The organism is Massilia sp. BHUDP2, from assembly GCF_046236355.1.
Lineage (GTDB): Bacteria > Pseudomonadota > Gammaproteobacteria > Burkholderiales > Burkholderiaceae_D > Telluria > Telluria varians.
Window position 1 is genome coordinate 747,832 of sequence record NZ_JBJUVW010000001.1, and the last position, 21,242, is coordinate 769,073.

Sequence of the window (21,242 nt, forward strand, 5' to 3'; positions counted from 1 at the left end):
GGCCACAGCGGCAGGCTACAATGGGCGGATACTCAACCATACGAGGATCCGCACCCATGTCCCTGCCCGCACGTGCCCTGCTCATCGCCGCCCTCCTGGCGTCCAGCGCAGCCTCCGCCCAATCCTGGCAACCCGTCCCGAGCGGCACCGGCGCCGAATTGCGCGGCCTGTCCGTCGTGAGCAGCAAGGTCGCCTGGGCCAGCGGCGCCAAGGGCACCGTCCTGCGCACCGTCGACGGCAAGGCCTGGCAGGCGATGCAGGTGCCGGATGCAGACAAGATCGACTTCCGCGACATCCACGCTTTCGACGCCAGGACGGCCGTCGTGATGGGGGCGGGTCCCGGCGCGGCCTCGCGCATCTATCGTACCGAGGACGGCGGCGCGACCTGGGCCTTGGTCACCACGAACGCGGTGGCCGAGGGCTTCTGGGACGCGATGGCCTTCTGGGACAAGGACAACGGCATCCTGTTCGGCGATCCGGTCAAGGGCAGCTTCCAGGTCTACACCACCGGCGACGGCGGCCGCAGCTGGCAGGAAGTCGCCGCCAAGGGGCTGGAGGCCATGCCGAACGAGGGCGCCTTTGCCGCCAGCGGCACCTGCATTACGGTGGCAGGCACGGGCGACGCCTGGATCGCCACCGGCGGCAGCGCCAGCTCGCGCGTCTTCCACTCCCGTGATCGAGGCAAGACCTGGCGCGTGTCGTCGATCCCGATTCCGGCCGGTGCCGCCGCGCGCGGCGTGTTTTCGGTGGCCTTCCTGAACCAGAAAGAAGGTTTCGCGGCCGGCGGCGATTACAAGGAAACCCGCATGGCCGGCATCAACGGCGCCTATACCGTCGACGGCGGCGCCAGCTGGACGCCGGTAGAGGTGGCGCCCGCGGGCTACATGTCGGTGGTGGTGCCGGTACCCGGCGCGCCGCGCGCGCTGGTGGCCGCCGGCCTGGCCGGATCGGGCTACTCGCCGGACGCCGGCCGCACCTGGAAGGAGCTCGACAAGACGCCGATGAACACGGTCGGTTTCGCCGGCCCGGCGCAGGGTTGGGCGGTGGGGCCGAAAGGCTTGCTGATGCAGTACACGGGTCCCCGGCTGGACGCCCAACAAGGGCAATGACGGGACAAGCGATTACAATCGCCGGACTACAACTATTTGACTAGAGACACCATGAAGAAATTCCTCGCTCCTCTCGTGTTGTTTGCTGCCATCGGCAGCGCTTATGCCGAACCCGCCACGGTCGCCCAACTGAGCACTATGGCCAAGCGCTTCGCACCGGCCGAGCTGAAGGCCGACACCTCGAAGCTCTCGAAAGGCGACCGCGCCGCCATGGCCAAGCTGATCGAAGCGGCCAAGATCATCGACACCCTGCAGCTGCGCCAGCGCTGGGCCGGCAACGAAGCCCTGTGGGCCGCCTTGCAGAAGGACAATTCGGAACTCGGCCGCGCGCGCCAGAACGCCTTCTGGCTGAACAAGGGCCCATGGTCCAGCCTCGACGACAACGGGTCCTTCATGCCCGCCGAATATGCCGGCATCAAGATCCCGGCCAAGAAGCCGCTGGGCGCCAACTTCTACCCGGAGAACGCGAGCAAGGAAGCGCTGGAGGGCTGGATGAACGGCTTGCCCGCCGCCCAGAAGGCCGACGCGCAGTGGTTCTTCACCGTCATCCGTACCGGTCCGGACGGCAAGTTCCGCACCGTGAAGTATTCGGACGAATACCGCCCGGACCTCGAGAAGCTGGCCAAGCTGCTGCGCGAAGCCGCTGCGCTCACCGACAACGCCTCGCTCAAGAAATTCCTGACGCTGCGCGCCGATGCTTTCCTGTCCAACGACTACCTGGCCTCGGACTTTGCCTGGATGGACCTGGATTCGCCGGTCGACGTCACGATTGGCCCGTACGAGACCTATAACGACGAGCTGTTCGGCTACAAGGCCGCCTTCGAAGCCTATGTGAGCATCCGCGACCAGAAGGAAACGCAGAAGCTGGCCTTCTTCGGCAAGCACCTGCAGGAGCTGGAAGACAACCTGCCGCTGGCCAAGCAGTACCGCAACCCGAAGGTCGGCGCGATCGCCCCGATGGTGGTGGTCAATCAGGTATTCGGCGCCGGCGACGGCAACATGGGCGTGCAGACCGCCGCCTACAACCTGCCGAACGACGAGCGCGTGATCCGCGAGCGCGGCTCCAAGCGCGTGATGCTCAAGAACGTGCAGGAAGCGAAGTTCGAATCGACCCTCAAGCCCATCTCGAAGCTGGTGCTGCGTGCGCAAGACCAGAAGGACCTCGATTTCGACTCCTTCTTCACCCACATCCTGGCGCACGAGATCATGCACGGCCTCGGCCCGCACACGACCAAGAAGAACGGCAAGGAATCGACCCCGCGCCAGGACCTGAAGGACACCTACTCGACCATCGAGGAAGCCAAGGCCGACATCACCGGCCTGTGGGCGCTGGGCTACATGATGGACAAGGGCCTGCTGAAGGACACGCTGGGGCAGGGGAGCTCAGCCGAGCGCAAGCTGTACAACACCTTCCTGGCCTCCGCCTTCCGCACCCTGCATTTCGGCCTGACTTCCTCGCACGCGCGCGGCATGGCGATCCAGATGAACTACCTGCTCGACAAGGGAGCTTTCGTGGCCAATAGCGACGGCAGCTTCTCGGTGGACTTCAAGAAGATCAAGGGCGCGGTCGCCGACCTCGACCGCGATTTCCTGACCATCGAGGCCACCGGCGACTACGAGGCCGCCAAGGCGATGATGGCGAAGTACGTGGTAATCCGTCCGGAAGTGCAGAAGGCGCTCGACCGCCTCAAGTCGAGCGTGCCGAACGACATCCGTCCGAACTTCGTCACCGCAGCATCGCTGACGAAGTAAGGCGGCAAGCGATCGAACTGGCGGCGCGATTGGCATGGACGCAACAGTGCCGCCAGTTTTACTTAGACTAAACTGAAAGCTTCGTCAATCCATACAGGGAGCATGTTATAGTCGCTGCATTGCTTGGGGGAAATTCCCAGGCTGCAGAAAGACAGACATGACGACGAAGCCCCTTACCACCGGCGCGCGGCTGGCCATCGGCTACGGCGCCGTGATCCTCCTGATGATCGCGCTCTCCGTGCTGGCCGCAGCGCGCGCGGGGCAGATCGAGCAGATGCTGTTCCGCATCGACGACGTCAGCGGCATCAAGCTGCGCTACGCCTTCGAACTGCGCAGCAGCGTGCACGATCGTGCGATCGCCCTGCGCGACGTTGCCCTGGCCCCCGATTCCGTTGCCGCCGCAGCTCCGATCGCCCGTCTCAAGACCCTGGCCGATGCCTATGCACGCGCCGCTTCCCCGCTGAACGCGCTGTTCCATGAACTGCCGGGCATCCTGCCCGCGGAACGCGAGGCCCTGGCCGCCATCAAGGAACAGGAGCGCCGCACCCGTGCGCTGGTCGACCGTGTGATCGCCCTGCACGCGCTGGGAGAAACGCGCGAGGCGGCCAGCTTGCTGTCGCAGCAGGCGGCGCCGGCTTTCGTGGACTGGCTCGCCAGCCTGAACCGCTTCATCGAGCTCGAGCAGAAGCTCGCGGCCGACGACATGGCCTCGGCGCGCGAGCTGGCGTCCGGATTCGCGCAGTGGCTCGTGCTGCTGTGCGCCGGCGCCGTGGCGGCGGCCGTGGCGGGCACCTGGTATGTCGTGCGCGGGCTGCCGCGTGAGAAGGAAGCGCTGCCCGACGTGGATGAAGCGGCCCCGGCCGCGCCGGAGGAAGCCGCGCCGAAGCGTGTCGACGACATCGTCGGCGCCATCGACGGCCTGGCCTTCCGCGCCAACATCCTGGCGCTCGACGCCGCGGTGCAGGCGCTGCGCACCGGCGAGCACGACGAAGAGCAGACCGCCGTGGTGCAGGAACTGCAGGCGCTGGCGCTGCGTTCGAGCGCGGTGGTGAAGGATATCCGCGACCTGGTCGGCAGTCCGGTGGCCCACATGGAAGACGCCGGCGCCCTGCAGGCGATCGCCAATGCCGTGGCGCGCGTCACGGCGGTGACCTCTGCGATCGGCCTGGAAGAGGGCCAGGCTAGAGCCCAGACCGAAAGCTCGCGCCGCACCACGGCCCTGCTGCAGGCATCGACTGCCGCCGCCGCCATGGAAGCCGAGGCGCAGCGTCTTGCGGCCATGGTTGCCCCGGTGCTGCCGGGTGGCGACGCCGAGCCGCCGAAGCAAAACTGACAAGTTTATCGTTCTCGACACAGAGAAAAATAATCCCGAAAGACGGCCTTTCTCACGGGCTAGAATTGCCGATAGGCATTTCATCGTCCTTGGGAGAATTCTCGTGTTCAAGCCCCTGATCCTCGCCGCGGTCTGCGCCCTCACGGCGGCGCCCGACCTGCGTGCCGCCGAGCTGACCGCACTGGAAAAGCGCTGGCTCAGCGCCGCCGGACCGGTGCTGGCCTACTCCCAGCAACTCAAGCTTCCCCTCGACATCACCGTCCAGCCCCAGCCGCGTCCTGGCGACGTGCCGCTGGCCATGGGTTTCGACAAGGGCCGCTGCAAGCTGGTCATGTCCCTGCGCAACAACCCCGACGCCGAGACCGTGCTGGCCGGCATTCCGGAGGCGCAGCAGGGGGTGCTGATCGAAGCCATGGCGGCGCACGAGATCGCGCACTGCTGGCGCTATGTGCAGGGCGTCTGGCATGAATTGCCTGCCGGCTTCGTCGAGGTGGGCGACGAGCGCGCCCTTGACGCCTCGCTGCTGGCGGCGTCGAAGGCCATGCGCGAGACCCGCCGCGAAGAAGGCTTCGCCGACCTGGCGGCGCTGGCCTGGATCCGGCACAACAATCCGGACCAGTACGCGCACGTGTACCGCTGGCTGTCCGGCGTGCGCGCCAAGGTGGCGGTGCCGCGCAGCGGCCACGACACCCGCGTCTGGGTGCGCCTGGCGGGCGACGCCGCCGCGTTCGGCAAGGCCGAGACGCCCTTCGATGACGTCGACGGGCTCTGGCGCGAAGGCCTGCTGGCCGCCGAGTGAACCCTGTTGCGCGCGGCCTCGCAGCAACAGTCGGGGCCGCCAATTGGACGCTGAGCGGACGAGTGTACGTTGTCGCACAGATGTTGTCGGGTGTAGGGCGTCTAATGATGTCATCACAACAACCTACCACAAGGGACACATCATGAACCGACTCCTCGCCACCCTGCTGGCCTCCGTTGCCGGCGCCACCATCGCCGCTGCTCCCGCTTTTGCCCAGTCCGACGCCGCCGGCTACCGCGCGGCCATGCAGAAGATCGAGAAAGAGCATGACGTTGCCAAGGACAAGTGCGATGCCCTGACCAAGGAAGACGTCTGCGAAGAGCAGGCCGACGTCGCCCGCGCCAAAGCCGAACTGGCCGCTGCGCAAAAGTACGACAACACCCCGGACCGCCTCAATGCCGCACACCGCAAGCTGGCCGAGGCCGAGTATGAGCTGGCCGAAGAGAAGTGCGATGCCATGAAGGGCAACCAGAAGGACAGCTGCATGAACACCGCCAAGTCGGTGCGCACCGCCGCCCTGGCCGAGATCGACGGCAAGCGCGACACCCGCGCCAGCACCACCGGCGGCAGCGGCAGCACCGCCGCCACCGCGGGCGCCGCCGGCAGCGCCGGCCTGGTCGCGTCGACCGACACCAAGGACCCGGTGAAGTCGGCCGCGGTCGAGAAGTGCGAAGAGAAGGGCAGCAAGACCGCCTGCCTGGTCGAGAACAAGGACAAGCCGGACACGGCCCTGGAGCGTGCCGGCGAAAAGACCCGTAACGCCATCGCCGGCGCGGTCGACAAGACCAAGGAAGCCGGCCGCAACGTGGCCGACAAGACCCGCGAGGTGACCGGCCGCACCGAACGCGCCGCCGAGAATGCCGGCGACAAGACCGAGAACGCGGCCGAGCGCGCCGGCTCGCGCACCGCGTCCAACATGTCGGATGCGGCGATCACCGCCAAGGTCAAGGCCGGCCTGGCCGCCGAGAAGGACACCAGCGCGCTGGCCGTGAAGGTCGAGACCGAGAAGGGCGTCGTCATGCTGAGCGGCTTCGTCGACTCGAAGGCCGAAGCCGCGCGTGCCGAGAAGGTCGCCAAGGGCGTCGAAGGCGTCACCCGCGTCAAGAGCACCCTCAAGGTGAAGTAATCGTCGTGCACGACCGAGAGCCCGCACGCCTGCCGTGCGGGCTTTTTCTTTTTGGCCACAACACCTGCGGGTCCCGGACCGGACCGACGTTATAATTCCCCCGTGAACAAACTCGAAGCCTTCGGATACATCGCCGCCCAGGCCGCGCGTGGGGACATCACCTTTCCCACCAGCGTGAATGCCGTGTTGCGCCTGCAGCTCGCCCTGGACGATCCGGATTGCCATGTGGACGAAGCGATCCGCCTGGTGCTGTCCGAACCGCAGCTGGCCGCGCGCACCGTGGCGCTGGCCAATACCGCCGCCTACGGGGCTGCCGGCGCCGTCCAGGTGAGCAATGTGCGGGCGGCCGTGCTGCGCATCGGCTACCGCCGCCTGCGCGGCCTGGTGGCGGCGCTGATGGTGCGCCAGTTCGGCCACCGCATCGCCGACCGGGTGCTGCGCGCCAAGGCCGAGCAGCTGTGGACCCACAGCGCCCAGGTGGCGGCGCTGGCGCAGGCCATCGCGCGCCACGTCACCAAAGTCGATCCCGACACCGCGCTGTTCGCGGGCATCGTGCACGAGGTCGGCGGCTTCTACCTGCTGTCGCGCGCCGACGAGTTCCCCGGCCTGCTCGAGGACGATACCGAGAACTGGGGCGTGCTGGTCGAGGACGTGGCCAGCCTGGAGATCATGCGCAAGCTCGCGATTCCCGCCGATGTGGCCGAGGCCGTCGGCGGACTGCGCGACGGCGTCCTGAACCCGATGCCGCACACCCTGCTCGACACGCTGCTGCTGGCGAACCGCTATGCGCTGGTCGACTCGCCGCTGAGCAGCCCGTTTGACGACCCCGAAGCCGGACCGCTCAAGGCGGCGACGCTGCAGGTCCTGCGCAGCGAAGCGGCCGAGACCGCCCAGGCGCTGGGCGACGCCACGCTGGTCTAGTGAATCCCGTCCTCTTCCATAAGTCGTAGGACGCGAGAAAATTGATTAATCTGATGATACTATAGGGAATCTAATATTTCCTAAAATCATCATGTTGAGAACCGCTCTCGTTGTGGCAGCACTCACGTCGGCAGGCACGGCCGAGGCAGGCGTCATCGATCTGGGCAGCATGATGGGCGGGGCGAATATCTACACGCTCGGCAATTTTTCAGCGCGCTACAGCGACGTGGAAGGCGCCGTGGTCTCCGGTGGCAACGTCGACATCGCTTCCTACTCGATCAATGCCGAGCGCCAGGCCGCGTTCGGCAATCACGCGCTTGTGGCCCAAGGCGACATCAAGCTGTCGAGCGGCTCGATCAACCATGGCCAGATCTATGCCGGCGGCAAGACCACGCTGGAACATGCCGCCAGGCCGCAAAGCACAAGCGCCAGCCCGGTCGACTTTGCCGCCGCTTCGGCCTACTACCTCAGCCTGTCGGAGGACCTCGCCAAGCTGGATGCAAGCGGCAGCGTCAGCACGCTGTGGAGCGGCGTGCGTGTCAGCGGCAGCGGCAAGGGCGGTGTCGACGTGTTCAACGTGTCAGCCGACATGTTTCGGACCTCGAGCAGCTGGAGCCTCGACAACTTGGTGGCGGGCCAGACCCTGATCTTCAACGTCAGCGGCAATTCCGCCACCTTCAACGACGGCGGCATCAGCTTCGAACCGCTACGCAACTACAACGTGCTGTTCAATTTTCCGGATGCCATGGCGCTCAACCTGAAAGGCATCATCGGCAGCGTGTTGGCGCCCAAGGCGGCCGTTACCGCCAACTGGGGCGTGATCAATGGGCAACTGGTGGTGAACAGCTGGGACTCGACCATCCAGGTCAATGCCAAGCATTACTTCGCCCCCACCGAGCTCGCCGGTTTCCGGGACATCGTGGCGGCGCCGCCGATGACGGACGTGCCGGAACCGGGCACGCTGGCGCTGATGCTTGCCGGCGCCGCCATGGCCGTGGCCGGCCGCAGGAAGACCCGCAAGGACCTCATGCAAGCGTCCAGGCTGGCCGCCTGAGCGCTTAGCAGGCGCAGGCGCGCGCCTGCTCCCGGCCCTGCGCCAGCATCGCCAGGGCCAGCAGGACACCCGACAGGGCCAGTCCGGCCGCGACCCATTGCGGCGAAGCATAGCTATAGCCCAGGGTCAGCGGAATCCCGCCGAGCAAGGCGCCCAGGGCGTTACCGATATTGAAGCCCGACTGACCCAGCGAGGATCCCAGCATTTCCGCTTCGCGCGAGTGCTCGATCAGCAGCATCTGGATCGGCGGGCCCAATGCCAGCGCATTGGCGCCGGTGGCGAAGGCCAGCACCAGCATGGCCGCCTGCGAGCTCGCGAACAGGCCATTGCACAGCAGCAGGCCCGTCATCGTGACCAGCAGGATCAGGATGGCCTGCAGCGGCGGCACGCGGTCGGCCAGGCGGCCGCCCAGGTTCACGCCCACCGTCATGCCGACGCCGACCACGGTCATCACCATCGGGATCGTCGACGGCTTGAAGTGGCTGACTTCGGTCAGCAGCGGCGCGATATAGCTGAAGAAGGCGAAGAAGCCGCCGGTGCCGATCGAGGTGATGGCCAGCGCCAGCCACAGGGCCGGGCTGCGGAAGATGCGCAGGTCCTGTTTCAGGCTGGTGCGCCCCTTGGCCTCGATGAAAGGCACCAGCTGGCGCAGGGCCAGCACGGTGAGCAGGCCGATCACCGCCACCACCAGGAACACGGCGCGCCAGCTCATGTTGTGGCCGAGCCAGGTTCCCGCCGGCACACCCACGACGTTGGCGAGCGTCAGGCCGGTGAACATGGTTGCCAATGCGGCGGCCACCTTGCCCTCGTCGGCCAGGCGGCTGGCGACGACCGCCCCGACGCCGAAGAAAGCGCCGTGCGGCAGGCCGGCCATGAAGCGTGACAGCATCATCACTTCGAAGTTCGGCGCAAAGGCCGACATCGCATTGAACAGCGTGAACATCAGCATGAACCAGATCAGCACGCTGCGCGGCGGGCGGTGCGCCATCAGGCTTACCAGGGTCGGCGCGCCGACCACGACGCCGAGCGCATAGGCCGTGATGAGGTAGCCGGCCTGGGGGATGCTGATCTGCAGGCCGCCGGCGATGTCGGGCAGGATGCCCATGATGACGAATTCGGTCATGCCGATGCCGAAGCCGCCGAGGGCGAGGGGAAGAAGGCTTTTCTTGATCAAGATGCGCTGCGCGTGGCGAGGAGGATCGGCCACTATAGCGCTTGATGCGCGCCCAGTCCGCTTTTGAGTCGTGATGACAGGTATAGCGGCCTGGTATGAAGTACGTACTAACCCTTACTCGTCGATGTCTGGCCAGGCGATGCGGCCGTGGCCGGCATTGTCGAGCCGGGTGCGCAGCGCGCCGGCGTCCTGCGCGGGCAGGCTGAAGTCGAACAGGACTTCGTCGCCATGCGCCACCGCATCCAGGTGGGCGCCGGCGGCGTCGAGTTCGCGCCGCACCATGCCTTCGAGCGCATACGGCGCCGTGCAGCGCATGACCTGCAGCTTGATGATCGGCACCTTCTGCGACAGCAGGAGGGCTTGCGCCACGCTGTCGGTATAGGCGCGCACCAGGCCGCCCGCACCCAGCTTGACCCCGCCGAAGTAGCGCACCACGGTGGCCAGCACGCCTTCCAGGTCCTGGTGGCGCAGCACGTCGAGCATGGGGCGTCCCGCGGTGCCGCTCGGTTCGCCGTCGTCGACCGCGGCCGACTGGCCGCCGGCCAGCAGGGCCCAGCATACGTGGGCGGCGCCGGGGTGCTCGGCGCGCAGGCTGGCGACGACCTGCTGGGCGCCGGCCCTGTCCGGCATCGGCTGGACGCAGGCAATGAAACGGCTCTTCTTGATGACGAGTTCGACGTGGACGGGAGAAGCGATGGTCTGTGGCATGACAGGACACGGAAAACAAAAAAGGCGTCACGATTGCTCATGACGCCTTCCTTGCTGAATCTTTGGTAGGCCGTGCTGGGCTCGAACCAGCGACCAACGGATTAAAAGTCCGCTGCTCTACCAACTGAGCTAACGACCCGAAGAAGCCAAGATTATAGCGGCACTCTTGCGATTTTCCAAGAACTTCCTGAGCGAATCTGCGCCGGCACGAAGACAATTCAGGTTTCGACGTGTTTGTCTTCCTCCTGCGCCTGGTGCATCGCTTCCGGCTCGAGCTTCTCGGCTTCGACGTTCTGGCGCACGAACAAGCCCCAGCTCGCCAGCAGCACGGCCGCGGCGATACCGATCGACGCCGCCTGCGGCAGCAGTTCGGGTTTGGTATGCAGGAAGGTGAACACGCCGATCAGGCACTCGACCCCCAGCGATACCACCACCACGATCAGGAAGCGCGACAGGAAGCGGCGCAGGCGGGTCGGGGAGCTGACGTGCACTTCGCGCTGCAGTTCTTCTTCGAGCACGGTCTGGCCCAGTTCGAAGGCGGCAACGGAGATGGTCAGCAGCCCCACGCATTCCAGGATGAGCTGGAAACGCTCCTGCACGGTTTCCTTGTCGGGAGCAAACAGGGTCGACCAGATTTCCATGCCGGCAAGCACGATCAGCCCATAGCCGCAGATGAAGAACAGCAGGGCGATAAAAACGTAACCCAGGCTGCTGATTTTCTGTAGATATTTCACCGGACACCTCGAATTGGATGGTGCGGGAACTGTAGCATCCTCGGCGGTTTATCTTCTGTGCGGCACGACACGCCGGCCGGAAACGCGTTGCGCGCATGGAGCAGACTGACGCAGATACAAAAAAGGCGTCACGATCACTCGTAACGCCTTCTTTGCTACAACACATTCTGGTAGGCCGTGCTGGGCTCGAACCAGCGACCAACGGATTAAAAGTCCGCTGCTCTACCAACTGAGCTAACGACCCGAAAGAGGCAGCATTATAGCCGGGCATTCCGGTTTGCGCTAGTGCTACCTGAACAAGACAGCAATCACACCAGCGCCGCAGTCACCTTCAGCACCTCGTCAGCCGTGGTCACGCCCTCGACCACCTTCATCGCCCCCGCGATGCGCAGGGGCTTCATCCCATCCACGACGCTCTGCTGGCGCAGCTTCTGAATCTCGCCGGATTCCCGCACCACGCGCGCAAACCCTTCGCTCACGCTCAAGAGTTCATAGATACCGGTCCGCCCCCGATACCCCGTCTGCCGGCACTCCGGACACCCGATCGGTCGATACACCACGGCCGGCTTCGGAATATTCCAGGCTCCCCCGATGCCCTGCCACACCTCGTCACTAAGTTCGCCGCCAGGCGCCTTGCAGTCGGGGCAAAGCGTTCGCACCAGCCTTTGCGCCATCACGCCGATCAAGGTCGCTTCCAGCAGATAATCCGGCACCCCGAGTTCCAGCAGGCGCACCACCGCAGCCGGCGCATCATTCGTATGCAGAGTAGAGAACACCAGATGTCCCGTCAGCGCCGCCTGGATCGCCATTTCCGCCGTCTGCAGATCGCGAATCTCGCCCACCATGATGATGTCCGGATCCTGCCGCATCAGCGCGCGTATGCCATCGGCAAACGACAAGTCGATCCCCGGTTGTACCTGCATCTGGTTGAACGAAGCCTCGACCATCTCGATCGGGTCCTCGACCGTGCACACGTTCACCTCGCTGGTGGCCAGCGCCTTCAGCGTCGTATACAAGGTCGTCGTCTTGCCCGACCCCGTTGGTCCGGTAACGAGGATGATCCCGTGCGGCCGATTGGTCAGCGCATCCCAGCGCGCCGCATCGTCCGGCGGAAAACCCAGTTCCGGCAGCGTCTTGACGACCACTTCCGGATCGAAAATACGCATCACCAGCTTTTCGCCGAAGGCCGTCGGCAGCGTCGACAGGCGCAGTTCGACTTCCTGTCCGCCGGCGGTGCGGGTCTTGATCCGCCCGTCCTGCGGGCGCCGCTTTTCGATCACGTCCATCCGCCCCAGCAGCTTGATGCGCGCCGTCATCGCAATCATCACGACCGCCGGCACCTGGTACACCTGGTGCAGCACGCCGTCGATGCGGAAGCGGATGGTCGCGAACTCGCGCTTCGGTTCCAGGTGAATATCCGACGCGCGCTGTTCGAAGGCATAGCCCCACAGCCAGTCGACGATGTTGACGATGTGCTGGTCGTTCGCATCGAATTGCTTGTTCGATTTGCCCAGCTCGACCAGCTGCTCGAAATTGTTGCGCATCGCCAGGTCCTGCCCGGTATGGCGGTTGGCGTCGCGGATCGATTTGGCCAGGCTGAAAAACTGCGAGATGTACTGCGCGATATCGAGCGGGTTGGCCAGCACCAGTTCGATCTTGCGGCGCGATAGCTTGGCGATTTCCGCTTCCCATTCCACATTGGCCGGGTCGGCCGTCGCCACCACCAGCGTCGAGCCGGTCATTTCCACCGGCAGGATATTGAAGCGCGCCGCATAGCTGGCCGACATCACGTCCGCCACCTTGGTGAAGTCGATTCTCAAGGGATCGATACGGATGAAGGGCAGGCCGACCTTGCTCGCGCACCATTCGGTCAGCGCGTCGAGGGTCAGCAGGCGGTGTGGAGGCAGGTTTGAAACCAGCTTGCACTGGGCCACGGCAGTGAGCGGATGCATGGATCCGGCGGCATTCTTCAGGATGCCCTGTGCCTGCGCGAACAGCGCCTTGACGTTTTCCTTGGTGACGATGCCGTCCGCCAGCAGCCAGGAAAAGATGGACTGCAGGTCGAGCGCCCGCAGGCGCGGCGTCTTGGAGGAAGCGGGGACGGCATGCGTGTTCACGTTCGGCTCCCGATAGTGGAGGTGGGTCAGGCGGCCAGGATGCCCTTGACCCAGGACTTCGCCGGCAGCTTGGTGCTTGCCACGATCTGGGCCGCACGGTGAGTGAGCGCTTCCTTGTCCAGCTGCGGACGGTTCCTGAAGCACAGCGCTACCACGTTGCCGTCGTGGACTTCCGGCAGGCAGATCACGTGCTCGAAGGCGAACTTCATGGCCTTCAGGTTCTTGGCAAAGCTCGGATGGTCGCCGAACAGGTTGACGGTCATGATGCCGCCGTCCGCCAGGCAGTCGTTGCAGGCCTGGTAGAACTCCGGCGTGTCCAGCACTGGGCCGCGCGCGGTGGCGTCGTACAGGTCGCACTGCAGCACGTCGAAGGCGCCGTGGTTGGCGGGATCGAGCACGAAATCCATCGCATCCATTTCCAGCACGTTCAGGCGCTCGTCGCTGGGCGGCAGCTTGAACATCGAGGCGCAGATATTGATCACCGATTCATTGAGCTCGACGGCGGTAACGCTCGCGTCAGGGAACTGACGATAGCAGAACTTGGTCAAGGTAGCAGCACCCAGGCCCAGCTGGGCGATGGCGCGCGGCGATTCGATGAACAGCATCCAGGCCATCATCTGCTGCGCGTATTCCAGCTCCGGCCAGTCGGGCTTGCGGATGCGCATCGCGCCCTGCACCCATTCGGTGCCGAAATGAAGGTAGCGGACGCCGTCCTGTTCGGACAGGGTGACGGGGGCGAACTTGGGCTTGCGCGCGGGACGGCGCGAGGATTCGGCCTGTTCGATGGATTTGCGTTTGATGAGCATAGGGCAACCTGGTTGAATCGCCCTATTATCGGGGGAGGGGTTCCCGCAGCGCAAGCACGCCTTCGGCAGGCGCTGCGGGTTGCCGGCGCGCGGCCGGCGCAGGAATCAATAATCGATCGGCTGGACCGAGACGCGCAGGCGCACGCGGTTGCCCGGATCGCGGTTCATGACCGTGTTGTAGGTCTGGCCGCGGAACTCGTAGGTGACGTCGTAGCCGTTGGTGCGCGACTCGATGCTGTCGACGGTGCGGCACTGGCGCACGGCCTGTTCCTGCACGGCCGGGCCGCCGCGGTTGGCGTTTTCCGAACGGTCGCCGATCATGGCGCCGGCGATGGCGCCGGCCGCCGTAGCGGCGACACGACCGCTGCCGCTGCCGACCTGGTTGCCGAGCAGGCCGCCCACGACACCGCCGACGATGCCGCCGCCGACGCCGCGTTGCTGCTGGACCGGCACCTGCACGTATTCGGTACGGCATTCCTGGCGCGGGATCCGGATTTCTTCCAGGCGCGGCTGGACACGCACCACGCGGCCGAAGTCTTCGAAATCCTGGGCCTGGGCCAGCGGCAGCGTGGCGAGGCCCATGGCGGCAATGATCAGTTTGGCTTGAATGTTCATGTTCTACCTCGTAGTGGGCAATCGACGAGTCTGGTGGGGGGAGGGAACCGACCGGACTTTCATGCCTCCTATGGTAATCCGATCCGCCGGACTCAACCCAATCCACGTGGCAACAAAATGTAACAGCAACGCAAGCATTTTCTGCTTCGCGCAAGAATGACAGGGCTGTTGTGCAAGGCGTAACTTATACAGACGAGCGCATACTAATTTTTACAAATGCAATTCCTGTAATCACATTTGGGTTGCTTCCAATACCACAAAACGTTACCCTTACACACTAAGGGTCTTTTATTGGCGCATGGAAACAACAGCGGGAGAGATGAATGCGGCGGATGCCAACCGTCGCGCAATGTGGTGCGTGAACGCCCACATCACACCGACCTGGTCAACTTGAGGAAAAAATGAGTTTGTTGATGAGAGTGCCGCCCAATCTTGTGCAGTCGATCCGCGCCTTCCGCGTCGCCGAGCTGCAGCAGGAGGCTGCGCGCCTGGGTCAGCACTTCCTGTATGCACATTGTGCCAACACCTTGACCAAGCAGCAGGTGTGCGCCCGCATCGGCGAAAACTTTTATTTCCCCAAACCCTGCAGCAAGAATTTTGACGCGCTGCGTAAGTGCCTCACTGAAACTGTTGCCGAGGCCGGCCCCCAGCCGGGTTTCCTCGTCGTCCTCGAACAATTGCCAAGCGCGCAAAAATTCGACAAGGAAGCGCGCGAAAACCTGCTCGACGTCTTCCGCGACGCGGCCGAATTCTGGGCCGAAAAGAAGGTCCCGTTCCGGGTATTCTACTCGTTCGCCATCCCGGCCTAAGGCCGAAGCTCTGGCAGAACCCCCTCCCACTCGCCGACGGTTGCCCATCGGTGATACGGTACAATGCGCGGTATGAAAAATATCGTCATCCTGATTTCCGGCCGTGGCAGCAACATGGAAGCGATCGTGCGCGCCATGGAAAGCGAAGGCTGGCCGGCACGGATTGCTGCCGTCATCAGCAACAAGCCGGAAGCCAAGGGCTTGGAATACGCGCAGGCGCGCGGCATTCCGACCGCGGTCGTGGCCAACAAGGAATACGCCAGCCGCGCCGAGTTCGATGCGGCGCTGCAGGAAACGATCGACCGCTTCGCTCCCGACCTGGTCGTGCTCGCCGGTTTCATGCGCATCCTGACGGCGCCTTTCGTCGAGCACTACGCCGGCCGCATGCTGAACATCCACCCGTCGCTGCTGCCGCTGTACCCTGGCCTGGGGACGCACCAGCAGGCGATCGATGCCGGCGACAAGGAACACGGCGCGACCGTCCATTTCGTGACGGCCGAGCTCGATCACGGTCCGATCGTGGCGCAGGCGCGCATTCCCGTGCTGCCCGACGATACCGAGGACACGCTGTCTGCCCGTCTCCTCGTCGAAGAACACAAGCTCTACCCGTATGCGGTGCGCCTCTTCGTCGAAGACAGGCTCAGTATTGAAGAAAACGGCGACGTGCGCATCAAGGACGGCGCACTCGCCTAAACCACCAGAATCTAACGAAGGAACACCATGAGATTGCCTCCAGCGATCATCGGCAATACCGAAGAGGTATTGCGCGAGATCCTGCGCTTTATGTCGCCCGCCGACGTCACCCTGTCGCGCTACTTCAAGGACCATCCGCGTTTCGGCGGCCGCGAGCGCGGCGTCATCGCCGAGGCGGTGTATGCCGTCCTGCGCAACAAATCCTTCTATACCGACTTCGCCGGCGCCGGCAACACGCCCTCGATGCGCAAGCTGGCCCTGCTGGGCCTGGCCGAAACCGTGGGCATCGACGCGCTGGGCGGCCTGAGCGAGGACGAAACCCATCTGCTGACCCGCGTCAAGGAAGTCGACCGTTCGCTGCTGCCGCCGCAGATGCAGGCCAACATGCCGGCCTGGCTGTACGACAAGCTGGTGGCGCAGTTCGGCGAAGCCGAAGCCCTGGAACTGGCCGCCGTGCTGAACACCCCGGCGCCGCTCGACCTGCGCGTGAACTCGATCAAGGCCAACCGCGACGAGGTCATCGCCGAACTGGCCAAGGCCCCGATCGCCGCCGAGCCGATGCCTTACGCGCCGCTCGGCCTGCGCGTCCTGAAGAAGCCGGCGCTGCAGAACCTGCCGCTGTTCAAAGAAGGCGCAATCGAGGTGCAGGACGAGGGCAGCCAGGTGCTGGCCCAGATCGTCGGCGCGCGCCGCGGCGAGATGGTGGTGGACTTCTGCGCCGGCGCCGGCGGCAAGACCCTGGCCCTGGGCGCGACCATGCGCAATACCGGCCGCCTGTACGCCTTCGACGTCTCGGAGAAGCGCCTGGCCAAGCTGAAGCCGCGCATGGCGCGCAGCGGGCTGTCGAACGTGCACCCGCAGCTGATCGCGCACGAGCGCGACGCCAAGATCAAGCGCCTGGCCGGCAAGATCGACCGCGTGCTGGTCGACGCGCCGTGCTCCGGCCTGGGCACCTTGCGCCGCAACCCGGACGTCAAGTGGCGCCAGCGCCCGGAAGCCGTGGCCGAGATGCAGGAAAAGCAGGCCTCGATCCTGGACGGCGCCGCGCGCCTGGTCAAGAACGGCGGCCGCCTGGTGTACGCCACCTGCAGCCTGCTGAACGAAGAGAACGACGTGATCGTCGAGCAGTTCCTGGCTACCCATCCGGACTTTGAACTGGTGCCGATGAACAAGGTGCTGGCCGAGCAGAAGATTCCGCTCGAAATGGACCAGTACCTCAAGATGCTGCCGCACAAGCACCAGACCGACGGCTTCTTCGCCGCCGTGCTCGAGCGCAAGGCCAAGGTCAAGGCGGCGCCGGCCGACGAGTCGGAAGTCGCCCAAGCCGAGGAATAACGCCGACACATGCCGCTCCAGCAACTGCTGGCCGACCTGCTCGGCGATATCCGACAGCCTGCCATCCTGTGGCAGGCGCTTGCCATCGTCCTGTGTGTCGGGGGCGGCTGGGGCCTGGCGCGGCTGATGCACCGTTCCTGGCTGGCGAGCCACCAGGACCAGCACCAGGGCCTGATCGGCCTGGGCATGGCCAGTTTCAGCCGCGTGCTGCCGCCGCTCTTGATCCTGGGCCTCCTGGTGACCACGCGCGCCGTCATGGCGCACTACCAGAGCGTGCACCTGCTCGACATCGCGGTGCCGCTGGCGTCCTCGTTCGCGGTGATCCGCACCTTCTTCTACCTGCTGCGCCGGGTGTTCGCGCGCCGCGGCCAGCTGGGCGAAGCGCTGCAGACTTTCGAGAAAATCTTCGCGCTGGTGGTCTGGCTCGGCGTGGCCCTGCACATCGTCGGCGTGCTGCCGGATGTGATCGCCTACTTCGACAAGACCGAACTGCCGATCGGCAAGCACAGGCTCTCCCTGGCCGACCTGGTCGAGGGGACGGTCTCGATCGTGGTGCTGATGATGCTGGCGCTGTGGGCCGGCGCTGCGCTGGAAGAGCGCCTGATGCATGTGGAACGCATGCACAGCTCGATCAAGGTCGTGCTGGCGCGCATGAGCCGGGCGGTGCTGATCCTCGTGGCCGTGCTGTTCAGCCTGTCGCTGGCAGGCCTGGACCTGACCGTGCTGTCGGTATTCGGCGGCGCGCTCGGCGTCGGTCTCGGTCTCGGCATGCAGCGCATTGCCAGTAACTATGTGTCCGGCTTCATCATCTTGCTGGAACGTAGTCTGACGATCGGCGATCCCATCACGCTGGATAAATACTCGGGAAAGGTGGCGCGTATCAATACCCGCTACACCGTGCTGCGCGGCGCCGACGGCACCCAGACCCTGTTGCCGAACGAGATGCTGATCACCGGTGTGGTGCTGAACCAGTCCTCGACCAACCGCAACGTGCGCGCGGTGACCAAGATCACCGTGTCCTACGACAGCGATCTGTCGACGCTCATGCCGCTGCTGGAATCGCTGCCGCGTGGCGTGCCCCGCGTGCTGGAGCAGCCGGCCCCGAATGTGTTGCTCAATGCCTTCGCGCAAGACGGTTACGAGCTCGAAGTCGGTTTCTGGCTGGGCGATCCGGAGAACGGGCAGGGCGGGCCGATCTCGGACGTGAACAGGAAGATCTATGCGCTTGTACAGACAGGCGAGATCAAACTTGGCCATCCGTCCATGGATACGCGCCTGCTCGATGCTCACATTACATCAGTTGTGGCGCGAACCCCGACTGCACCTTGAAATAAGGCATGCACGAGGGCTTTAAAGCGTGCCGTGGGTCACTGGAACCGCGTAAAATGTCGGGTTGCGAGCGCCGCGACTGTCGGCGTGTCGACGCGATATCCATGGAGACTGAATGAATTTCTTGAGTAGCGAACCCGTGCAAGCCGTGCTGACCTTCCTGTCGACCGGCCTGCTCGACTTCACCGCATGGCAGGTCGTCATTGCCACGCTGGTGCTGACGCACATCACGATCGCCGCCGTGACGATCTACCTGCACCGCCACCAGGCGCACCGGGCCCTCGACCTGCACCCGATCCCGAGCCATTTCTTCCGCTTCTGGCTGTGGCTGACCACCGGCCAGGTGACCAAGGAGTGGGCCTCGATCCACCGCAAGCACCACGCCAAGTGCGATACCGAGGAAGATCCGCACAGCCCGCAGACCCGCGGCATCCGCAAGGTGCTGTTCGAAGGCGCCGAGCTGTACCGTGCTGAAAGCAAGGTCAAGGAAACCATGGAGAAGTATGGCCATGGCACCCCGGACGACTGGATCGAGCGCAACCTGTACACCAAGCACAGCGCCATGGGCGTGGTGCTGATGCTGTTCATTAACCTTGCGCTGTTCGGCGTCATCGGCATGTCGGTGTGGGCGGTCCAGATGATGTGGATCCCGATCACCGCGGCCGGCATCATCAACGGCATCGGCCACTACTGGGGCTACCGCAACTACGATTGCAGCGATGCGGCGACCAACATCTTCCCTCTGGGCATCCTGATCGGTGGCGAGGAACTGCACAACAACCACCACACCTTCGCCACCTCGGCCAAGCTGTCGAGCAAGTGGTATGAGTTCGACCTGGGCTGGGGCTATATCCGCATCCTGGAAACCCTGGGCCTGGCCAAGGTGAAGAAGGTCGCGCCGGCGCCGAAATTCGCCAAGGACAAGATGGTGGCCGACCTCGACACCCTGCAGTCGGTGATCGCCAACCGCTATGACGTGATGGCCAAGTATGCCAAGTCGGTGCGCCACGCTTTCCACGAGGAATTCGAGCACCTGAAGCACAAGGCCGAGCTGGAAGCGCGCTTCCTGAAGAGCTCGCGCAAGCTGATGCAGCGCGAACCGGCCAAGCTGGAGCAGTCGCAGAAGCAGCAACTGGTCGAGCTGTTCCAGCACAGCAAGGCGCTGGAAACCATGCACCAGATGCGCGTGGAACTGGGCGCGATCTGGGAACGTTCGCACTCGACCCGCGACCAGCTGCTGCAGCAACTGCAGGACTGGTGCGCACGTGCCGAAGCCTCGGGCATCAAGGCGCTGCAGGACTTCTCGCTGCGCCTGCGCAGCTACGCATAAGCGGCGCGTGTCGCAACAAGGGCGGCTCCTTCGGGAGCCGCTTTTTTTTCGTCGCAAGATTTGCTAGATCAGCAGCACCTGCGCATCTTCCGGCAGCACCAGCCGCGCCCGCGGGTCGAAATCCTCGTTGCCGGTAAAACGGTGGCAATACACCGGGGCATTCGCGTGGTTGCGGGCCGGCTCGCTGGTGGGGTAGCGCGCCAGCAGCCGAGTGCCGTCGACAACCTCGACCTGGGCGCGCGGCGACAGGCTGCACACCGACACACCCAGCCTGCGCGTGGCGGCCCAGTTCAGGAAGCGGTGGTGCCAGGGCACGAGCGGATCGATGGTGTCGTGCACGTCGCGCAGCAGGCGCCGCATTTCGCCGATGGTCCAGGCGTCCGGCGCCAGGGTCGGGACGAGCACCAGGTTGGCGCGCAGCTCGGACGGATGCTTGTTGATCAAGAAGCCGCCATCTTCCTGCGCGATCCGGTCGGCGACTGGCACGATGTACAGGCCGTGTTCGTCGGCGCGCATCGGCAGCGATTCGCCGCCGCCCTCCAGCCAGAGGGCCAGGTCGTCGGTGCGGATGCCGGCCCGGATGGGCCGCAGCTGCACCGCCAGCGCGGCGCGCCCGAGCAGGCTTTTCTGGACCGCCTTGGCCATCGGATAAAACAGGGGGCGGTAGGGGAGCAGGCGCATGCGGGCGGCGGCCTTGACTTCGACCATCGGCACGCCCTCGGGGGCCCTCGACTGGGCGCGCGCGGGCAGGGCGCACAGCAGGCTGGCGGCGAGGAGGGACAACACAGGCAGTTTCAGCAGCGGATGCATGCTGGCTCGTGGTGAAGTCGGCAAGACCCCATGCTTTCACGGCCGAGCGCATATTGCAATATTCGCACTCGATCGCGCTGCGCCGAGTCAAGGCAGTGTTGTATTCGCGACGGTGCGTGCCGGACTCGGCAATAAAAAAAGCCGCCAGTCGAAACGGGCGGCTTTTTCGGGGAAACAAGATCGATTACTTGATCTTGGTTTCCTTGTAGATCACGTGCTTGCGTGCCTTCGGGTCGAATTTGGTGATTTCCATCTTCGCCGGCATGGTGCGCTTGTTCTTGGTGGTGGTGTAGAAGTGACCGGTACCTGCGGTCGATTCCAGCTTGATTTTGTCGCGGCCAGTTTTTGCCATGATAGCTCCCTAATTAAACTTTTTCGCCACGGGCACGCATGTCGGCCAGCACGGCGTCGATGCCGAGCTTGTCGATCACGCGCAGACCGGCGTTGGACAGACGCAGGGAGACCCAGCGGTTTTCCGATTCCACGAAGATGCGGCGGTTCTGCAGGTTCGGCAGGAAACGACGCTTGGTTTTGTTGTTAGCGTGGGAGACGTTGTTGCCAACCATCACTCCCTTGCCGGTAACTTGGCAGACACGTGCCATAGTGCACTCCTTAAGAATATCCAGATTTGGAAAAACGAGAGTATAGCGTGAAAACTGAAAGCAAATCAATCACTTGCGAAAAACAA

General features: G+C 64.6%; 21 protein-coding genes and 2 tRNA genes. 12 read left to right on the forward strand and 11 right to left on the reverse strand.

From position 1 onward, the window contains the following. The first annotated feature begins 56 nt into the window (after nt 1-56). The 7 genes from ACK6C6_RS03255 (at nt 57) to ACK6C6_RS03285 (ending at nt 8,094) form a co-directional block, all read left to right on the forward strand. On the forward strand, nt 57-1,109 hold the full coding sequence (locus ACK6C6_RS03255) for a WD40/YVTN/BNR-like repeat-containing protein (protein WP_409265881.1): 1,053 nt from the start codon (nt 57-59) through the stop codon (nt 1,107-1,109). 51 nt (nt 1,110-1,160) lie between these two features. Continuing rightward, a complete protein-coding gene (locus tag ACK6C6_RS03260; RefSeq protein WP_409265882.1) occupies nt 1,161-2,861 on the forward strand; it encodes a dipeptidyl-peptidase 3 family protein in 1,701 nt (566 codons plus the stop codon). Between the two features lie 157 nt (nt 2,862-3,018). Then, on the forward strand, nt 3,019-4,194 hold the full coding sequence (locus tag ACK6C6_RS03265; RefSeq protein ID WP_409265883.1) for an MCP four helix bundle domain-containing protein: 1,176 nt from the start codon (nt 3,019-3,021) through the stop codon (nt 4,192-4,194). A 103-nt stretch (nt 4,195-4,297) separates the two neighbouring features. Continuing rightward, complete coding sequence (locus ACK6C6_RS03270; RefSeq protein WP_209587685.1) at nt 4,298-4,993, forward strand: hypothetical protein; 696 nt, start codon at nt 4,298-4,300, stop codon at nt 4,991-4,993. 142 nt (nt 4,994-5,135) lie between these two features. Further along, complete coding sequence (locus ACK6C6_RS03275) at nt 5,136-6,119, forward strand: BON domain-containing protein (RefSeq protein WP_409265884.1); 984 nt, start codon at nt 5,136-5,138, stop codon at nt 6,117-6,119. A gap of 102 nt (nt 6,120-6,221) precedes the next feature. Then, complete coding sequence (locus ACK6C6_RS03280) at nt 6,222-7,040, forward strand: HDOD domain-containing protein (protein ID WP_409265885.1); 819 nt, start codon at nt 6,222-6,224, stop codon at nt 7,038-7,040. Between the two features lie 112 nt (nt 7,041-7,152). Beyond that, nucleotides 7,153-8,094: a choice-of-anchor A family protein gene (locus ACK6C6_RS03285; RefSeq protein ID WP_409265887.1), complete on the forward strand. Its 942-nt coding sequence runs from the start codon at nt 7,153-7,155 to the stop codon at nt 8,092-8,094. Between the two features lie 4 nt (nt 8,095-8,098). Here ACK6C6_RS03285 and ACK6C6_RS03290 read toward each other — a convergent pair whose 3' ends face one another. The 8 genes from ACK6C6_RS03290 to ACK6C6_RS03325 form a co-directional block, all read right to left on the reverse strand. Beyond that, complete coding sequence (locus ACK6C6_RS03290) at nt 8,099-9,268, reverse strand: MFS transporter (protein WP_409265888.1); 1,170 nt, start codon at nt 9,266-9,268, stop codon at nt 8,099-8,101. A gap of 114 nt (nt 9,269-9,382) precedes the next feature. Then, complete coding sequence (locus ACK6C6_RS03295; RefSeq protein ID WP_409265890.1) at nt 9,383-9,976, reverse strand: IMPACT family protein; 594 nt, start codon at nt 9,974-9,976, stop codon at nt 9,383-9,385. A gap of 63 nt (nt 9,977-10,039) precedes the next feature. Continuing rightward, a tRNA-Lys gene (locus tag ACK6C6_RS03300) sits at nt 10,040-10,115 on the reverse strand. A 79-nt stretch (nt 10,116-10,194) separates the two neighbouring features. Next, nucleotides 10,195-10,710, reverse strand: a complete 516-nt coding sequence (locus ACK6C6_RS03305; RefSeq protein ID WP_209587690.1) for a hypothetical protein — start codon at nt 10,708-10,710, stop codon at nt 10,195-10,197. Nucleotides 10,711-10,878: 168 nt separating this feature from the next. Then, a tRNA-Lys gene (locus tag ACK6C6_RS03310) sits at nt 10,879-10,954 on the reverse strand. A gap of 64 nt (nt 10,955-11,018) precedes the next feature. After that, nucleotides 11,019-12,662 (reverse strand): GspE/PulE family protein, encoded by a 1,644-nt coding sequence (locus ACK6C6_RS03315; RefSeq protein WP_409267298.1) that lies wholly within the window; start codon nt 12,660-12,662, stop codon nt 11,019-11,021. A 191-nt stretch (nt 12,663-12,853) separates the two neighbouring features. Next, nucleotides 12,854-13,633 carry a spermidine synthase gene (locus ACK6C6_RS03320; protein ID WP_409265891.1) on the reverse strand — a complete coding sequence of 260 codons (780 nt, stop codon included), beginning with the start codon at nt 13,631-13,633 and terminating at the stop codon, nt 12,854-12,856. A gap of 105 nt (nt 13,634-13,738) precedes the next feature. Continuing rightward, a complete protein-coding gene (locus ACK6C6_RS03325; protein ID WP_036214580.1) occupies nt 13,739-14,248 on the reverse strand; it encodes a glycine zipper 2TM domain-containing protein in 510 nt (169 codons plus the stop codon). Between the two features lie 401 nt (nt 14,249-14,649). Between ACK6C6_RS03325 and ACK6C6_RS03330 the strand changes: the two genes are divergently transcribed. The 5 genes from ACK6C6_RS03330 (at nt 14,650) to ACK6C6_RS03350 (ending at nt 19,744) form a co-directional block, all read left to right on the forward strand. Beyond that, nucleotides 14,650-15,057, forward strand: coding sequence for a barstar family protein (locus ACK6C6_RS03330; protein WP_027865202.1), 408 nt, complete (start codon nt 14,650-14,652; stop codon nt 15,055-15,057). 72 nt (nt 15,058-15,129) lie between these two features. Further along, nucleotides 15,130-15,750, forward strand: coding sequence for a phosphoribosylglycinamide formyltransferase (gene purN / locus ACK6C6_RS03335; RefSeq protein ID WP_036214583.1), 621 nt, complete (start codon nt 15,130-15,132; stop codon nt 15,748-15,750). 27 nt (nt 15,751-15,777) lie between these two features. Next, nucleotides 15,778-17,085, forward strand: a complete 1,308-nt coding sequence (locus tag ACK6C6_RS03340; protein ID WP_409265892.1) for an RsmB/NOP family class I SAM-dependent RNA methyltransferase — start codon at nt 15,778-15,780, stop codon at nt 17,083-17,085. A 9-nt stretch (nt 17,086-17,094) separates the two neighbouring features. Continuing rightward, the gene (locus ACK6C6_RS03345; RefSeq protein ID WP_409265893.1) at nt 17,095-18,414 is read left to right on the forward strand and encodes a mechanosensitive ion channel family protein; all 1,320 of its coding nucleotides are present in this window, start codon (nt 17,095-17,097) and stop codon (nt 18,412-18,414) included. A gap of 115 nt (nt 18,415-18,529) precedes the next feature. Further along, nucleotides 18,530-19,744, forward strand: coding sequence for an acyl-CoA desaturase (locus tag ACK6C6_RS03350; protein ID WP_209587696.1), 1,215 nt, complete (start codon nt 18,530-18,532; stop codon nt 19,742-19,744). A 63-nt stretch (nt 19,745-19,807) separates the two neighbouring features. On the opposite strand, the gene ACK6C6_RS03355 is transcribed toward ACK6C6_RS03350, so the two are convergent. From ACK6C6_RS03355 to rpmB, 3 genes are all read right to left on the reverse strand, one after another. Continuing rightward, entirely contained in the window at nt 19,808-20,554 is a 747-nt protein-coding gene (locus tag ACK6C6_RS03355) for a hypothetical protein (RefSeq protein WP_409265895.1), read from the reverse strand. A gap of 184 nt (nt 20,555-20,738) precedes the next feature. Next, the gene (gene rpmG, locus ACK6C6_RS03360) at nt 20,739-20,906 is read right to left on the reverse strand and encodes a 50S ribosomal protein L33 (protein ID WP_005665735.1); all 168 of its coding nucleotides are present in this window, start codon (nt 20,904-20,906) and stop codon (nt 20,739-20,741) included. 13 nt (nt 20,907-20,919) lie between these two features. Then, nucleotides 20,920-21,156, reverse strand: a complete 237-nt coding sequence (gene rpmB, locus ACK6C6_RS03365; protein ID WP_026354825.1) for a 50S ribosomal protein L28 — start codon at nt 21,154-21,156, stop codon at nt 20,920-20,922. Between the last annotated feature and the right edge of the window lie 86 nt (nt 21,157-21,242).

Excerpts from the sequence above, each read along its gene's own strand:
- ACK6C6_RS03255 (WP_409265881.1), top strand. The coding sequence starts at position 57 with ATGTCCCTGCCCGCACGTGCCCTGCTCATCGCCGCCCTCCTGGCGTCC.
- ACK6C6_RS03260 (WP_409265882.1), top strand. The coding sequence starts at position 1,161 with ATGAAGAAATTCCTCGCTCCTCTCGTGTTGTTTGCTGCCATCGGCAGC.
- ACK6C6_RS03265 (WP_409265883.1), top strand. The coding sequence starts at position 3,019 with ATGACGACGAAGCCCCTTACCACCGGCGCGCGGCTGGCCATCGGCTAC.
- ACK6C6_RS03275 (WP_409265884.1), top strand. The coding sequence starts at position 5,136 with ATGAACCGACTCCTCGCCACCCTGCTGGCCTCCGTTGCCGGCGCCACC.
- ACK6C6_RS03295 (WP_409265890.1), bottom strand. The coding sequence starts at position 9,976 with ATGCCACAGACCATCGCTTCTCCCGTCCACGTCGAACTCGTCATCAAG.
- ACK6C6_RS03315 (WP_409267298.1), bottom strand. The coding sequence starts at position 12,662 with ATGCATCCGCTCACTGCCGTGGCCCAGTGCAAGCTGGTTTCAAACCTG.
- ACK6C6_RS03320 (WP_409265891.1), bottom strand. The coding sequence starts at position 13,633 with ATGCTCATCAAACGCAAATCCATCGAACAGGCCGAATCCTCGCGCCGT.
- ACK6C6_RS03325 (WP_036214580.1), bottom strand. The coding sequence starts at position 14,248 with ATGAACATTCAAGCCAAACTGATCATTGCCGCCATGGGCCTCGCCACG.
- ACK6C6_RS03330 (WP_027865202.1), top strand. The coding sequence starts at position 14,650 with ATGAGTTTGTTGATGAGAGTGCCGCCCAATCTTGTGCAGTCGATCCGC.
- purN (WP_036214583.1), top strand. The coding sequence starts at position 15,130 with ATGAAAAATATCGTCATCCTGATTTCCGGCCGTGGCAGCAACATGGAA.
- ACK6C6_RS03340 (WP_409265892.1), top strand. The coding sequence starts at position 15,778 with ATGAGATTGCCTCCAGCGATCATCGGCAATACCGAAGAGGTATTGCGC.
- ACK6C6_RS03345 (WP_409265893.1), top strand. The coding sequence starts at position 17,095 with ATGCCGCTCCAGCAACTGCTGGCCGACCTGCTCGGCGATATCCGACAG.
- ACK6C6_RS03350 (WP_209587696.1), top strand. The coding sequence starts at position 18,530 with ATGAATTTCTTGAGTAGCGAACCCGTGCAAGCCGTGCTGACCTTCCTG.
- ACK6C6_RS03355 (WP_409265895.1), bottom strand. The coding sequence starts at position 20,554 with ATGCATCCGCTGCTGAAACTGCCTGTGTTGTCCCTCCTCGCCGCCAGC.
- rpmG (WP_005665735.1), bottom strand. The coding sequence starts at position 20,906 with ATGGCAAAAACTGGCCGCGACAAAATCAAGCTGGAATCGACCGCAGGT.
- rpmB (WP_026354825.1), bottom strand. The coding sequence starts at position 21,156 with ATGGCACGTGTCTGCCAAGTTACCGGCAAGGGAGTGATGGTTGGCAAC.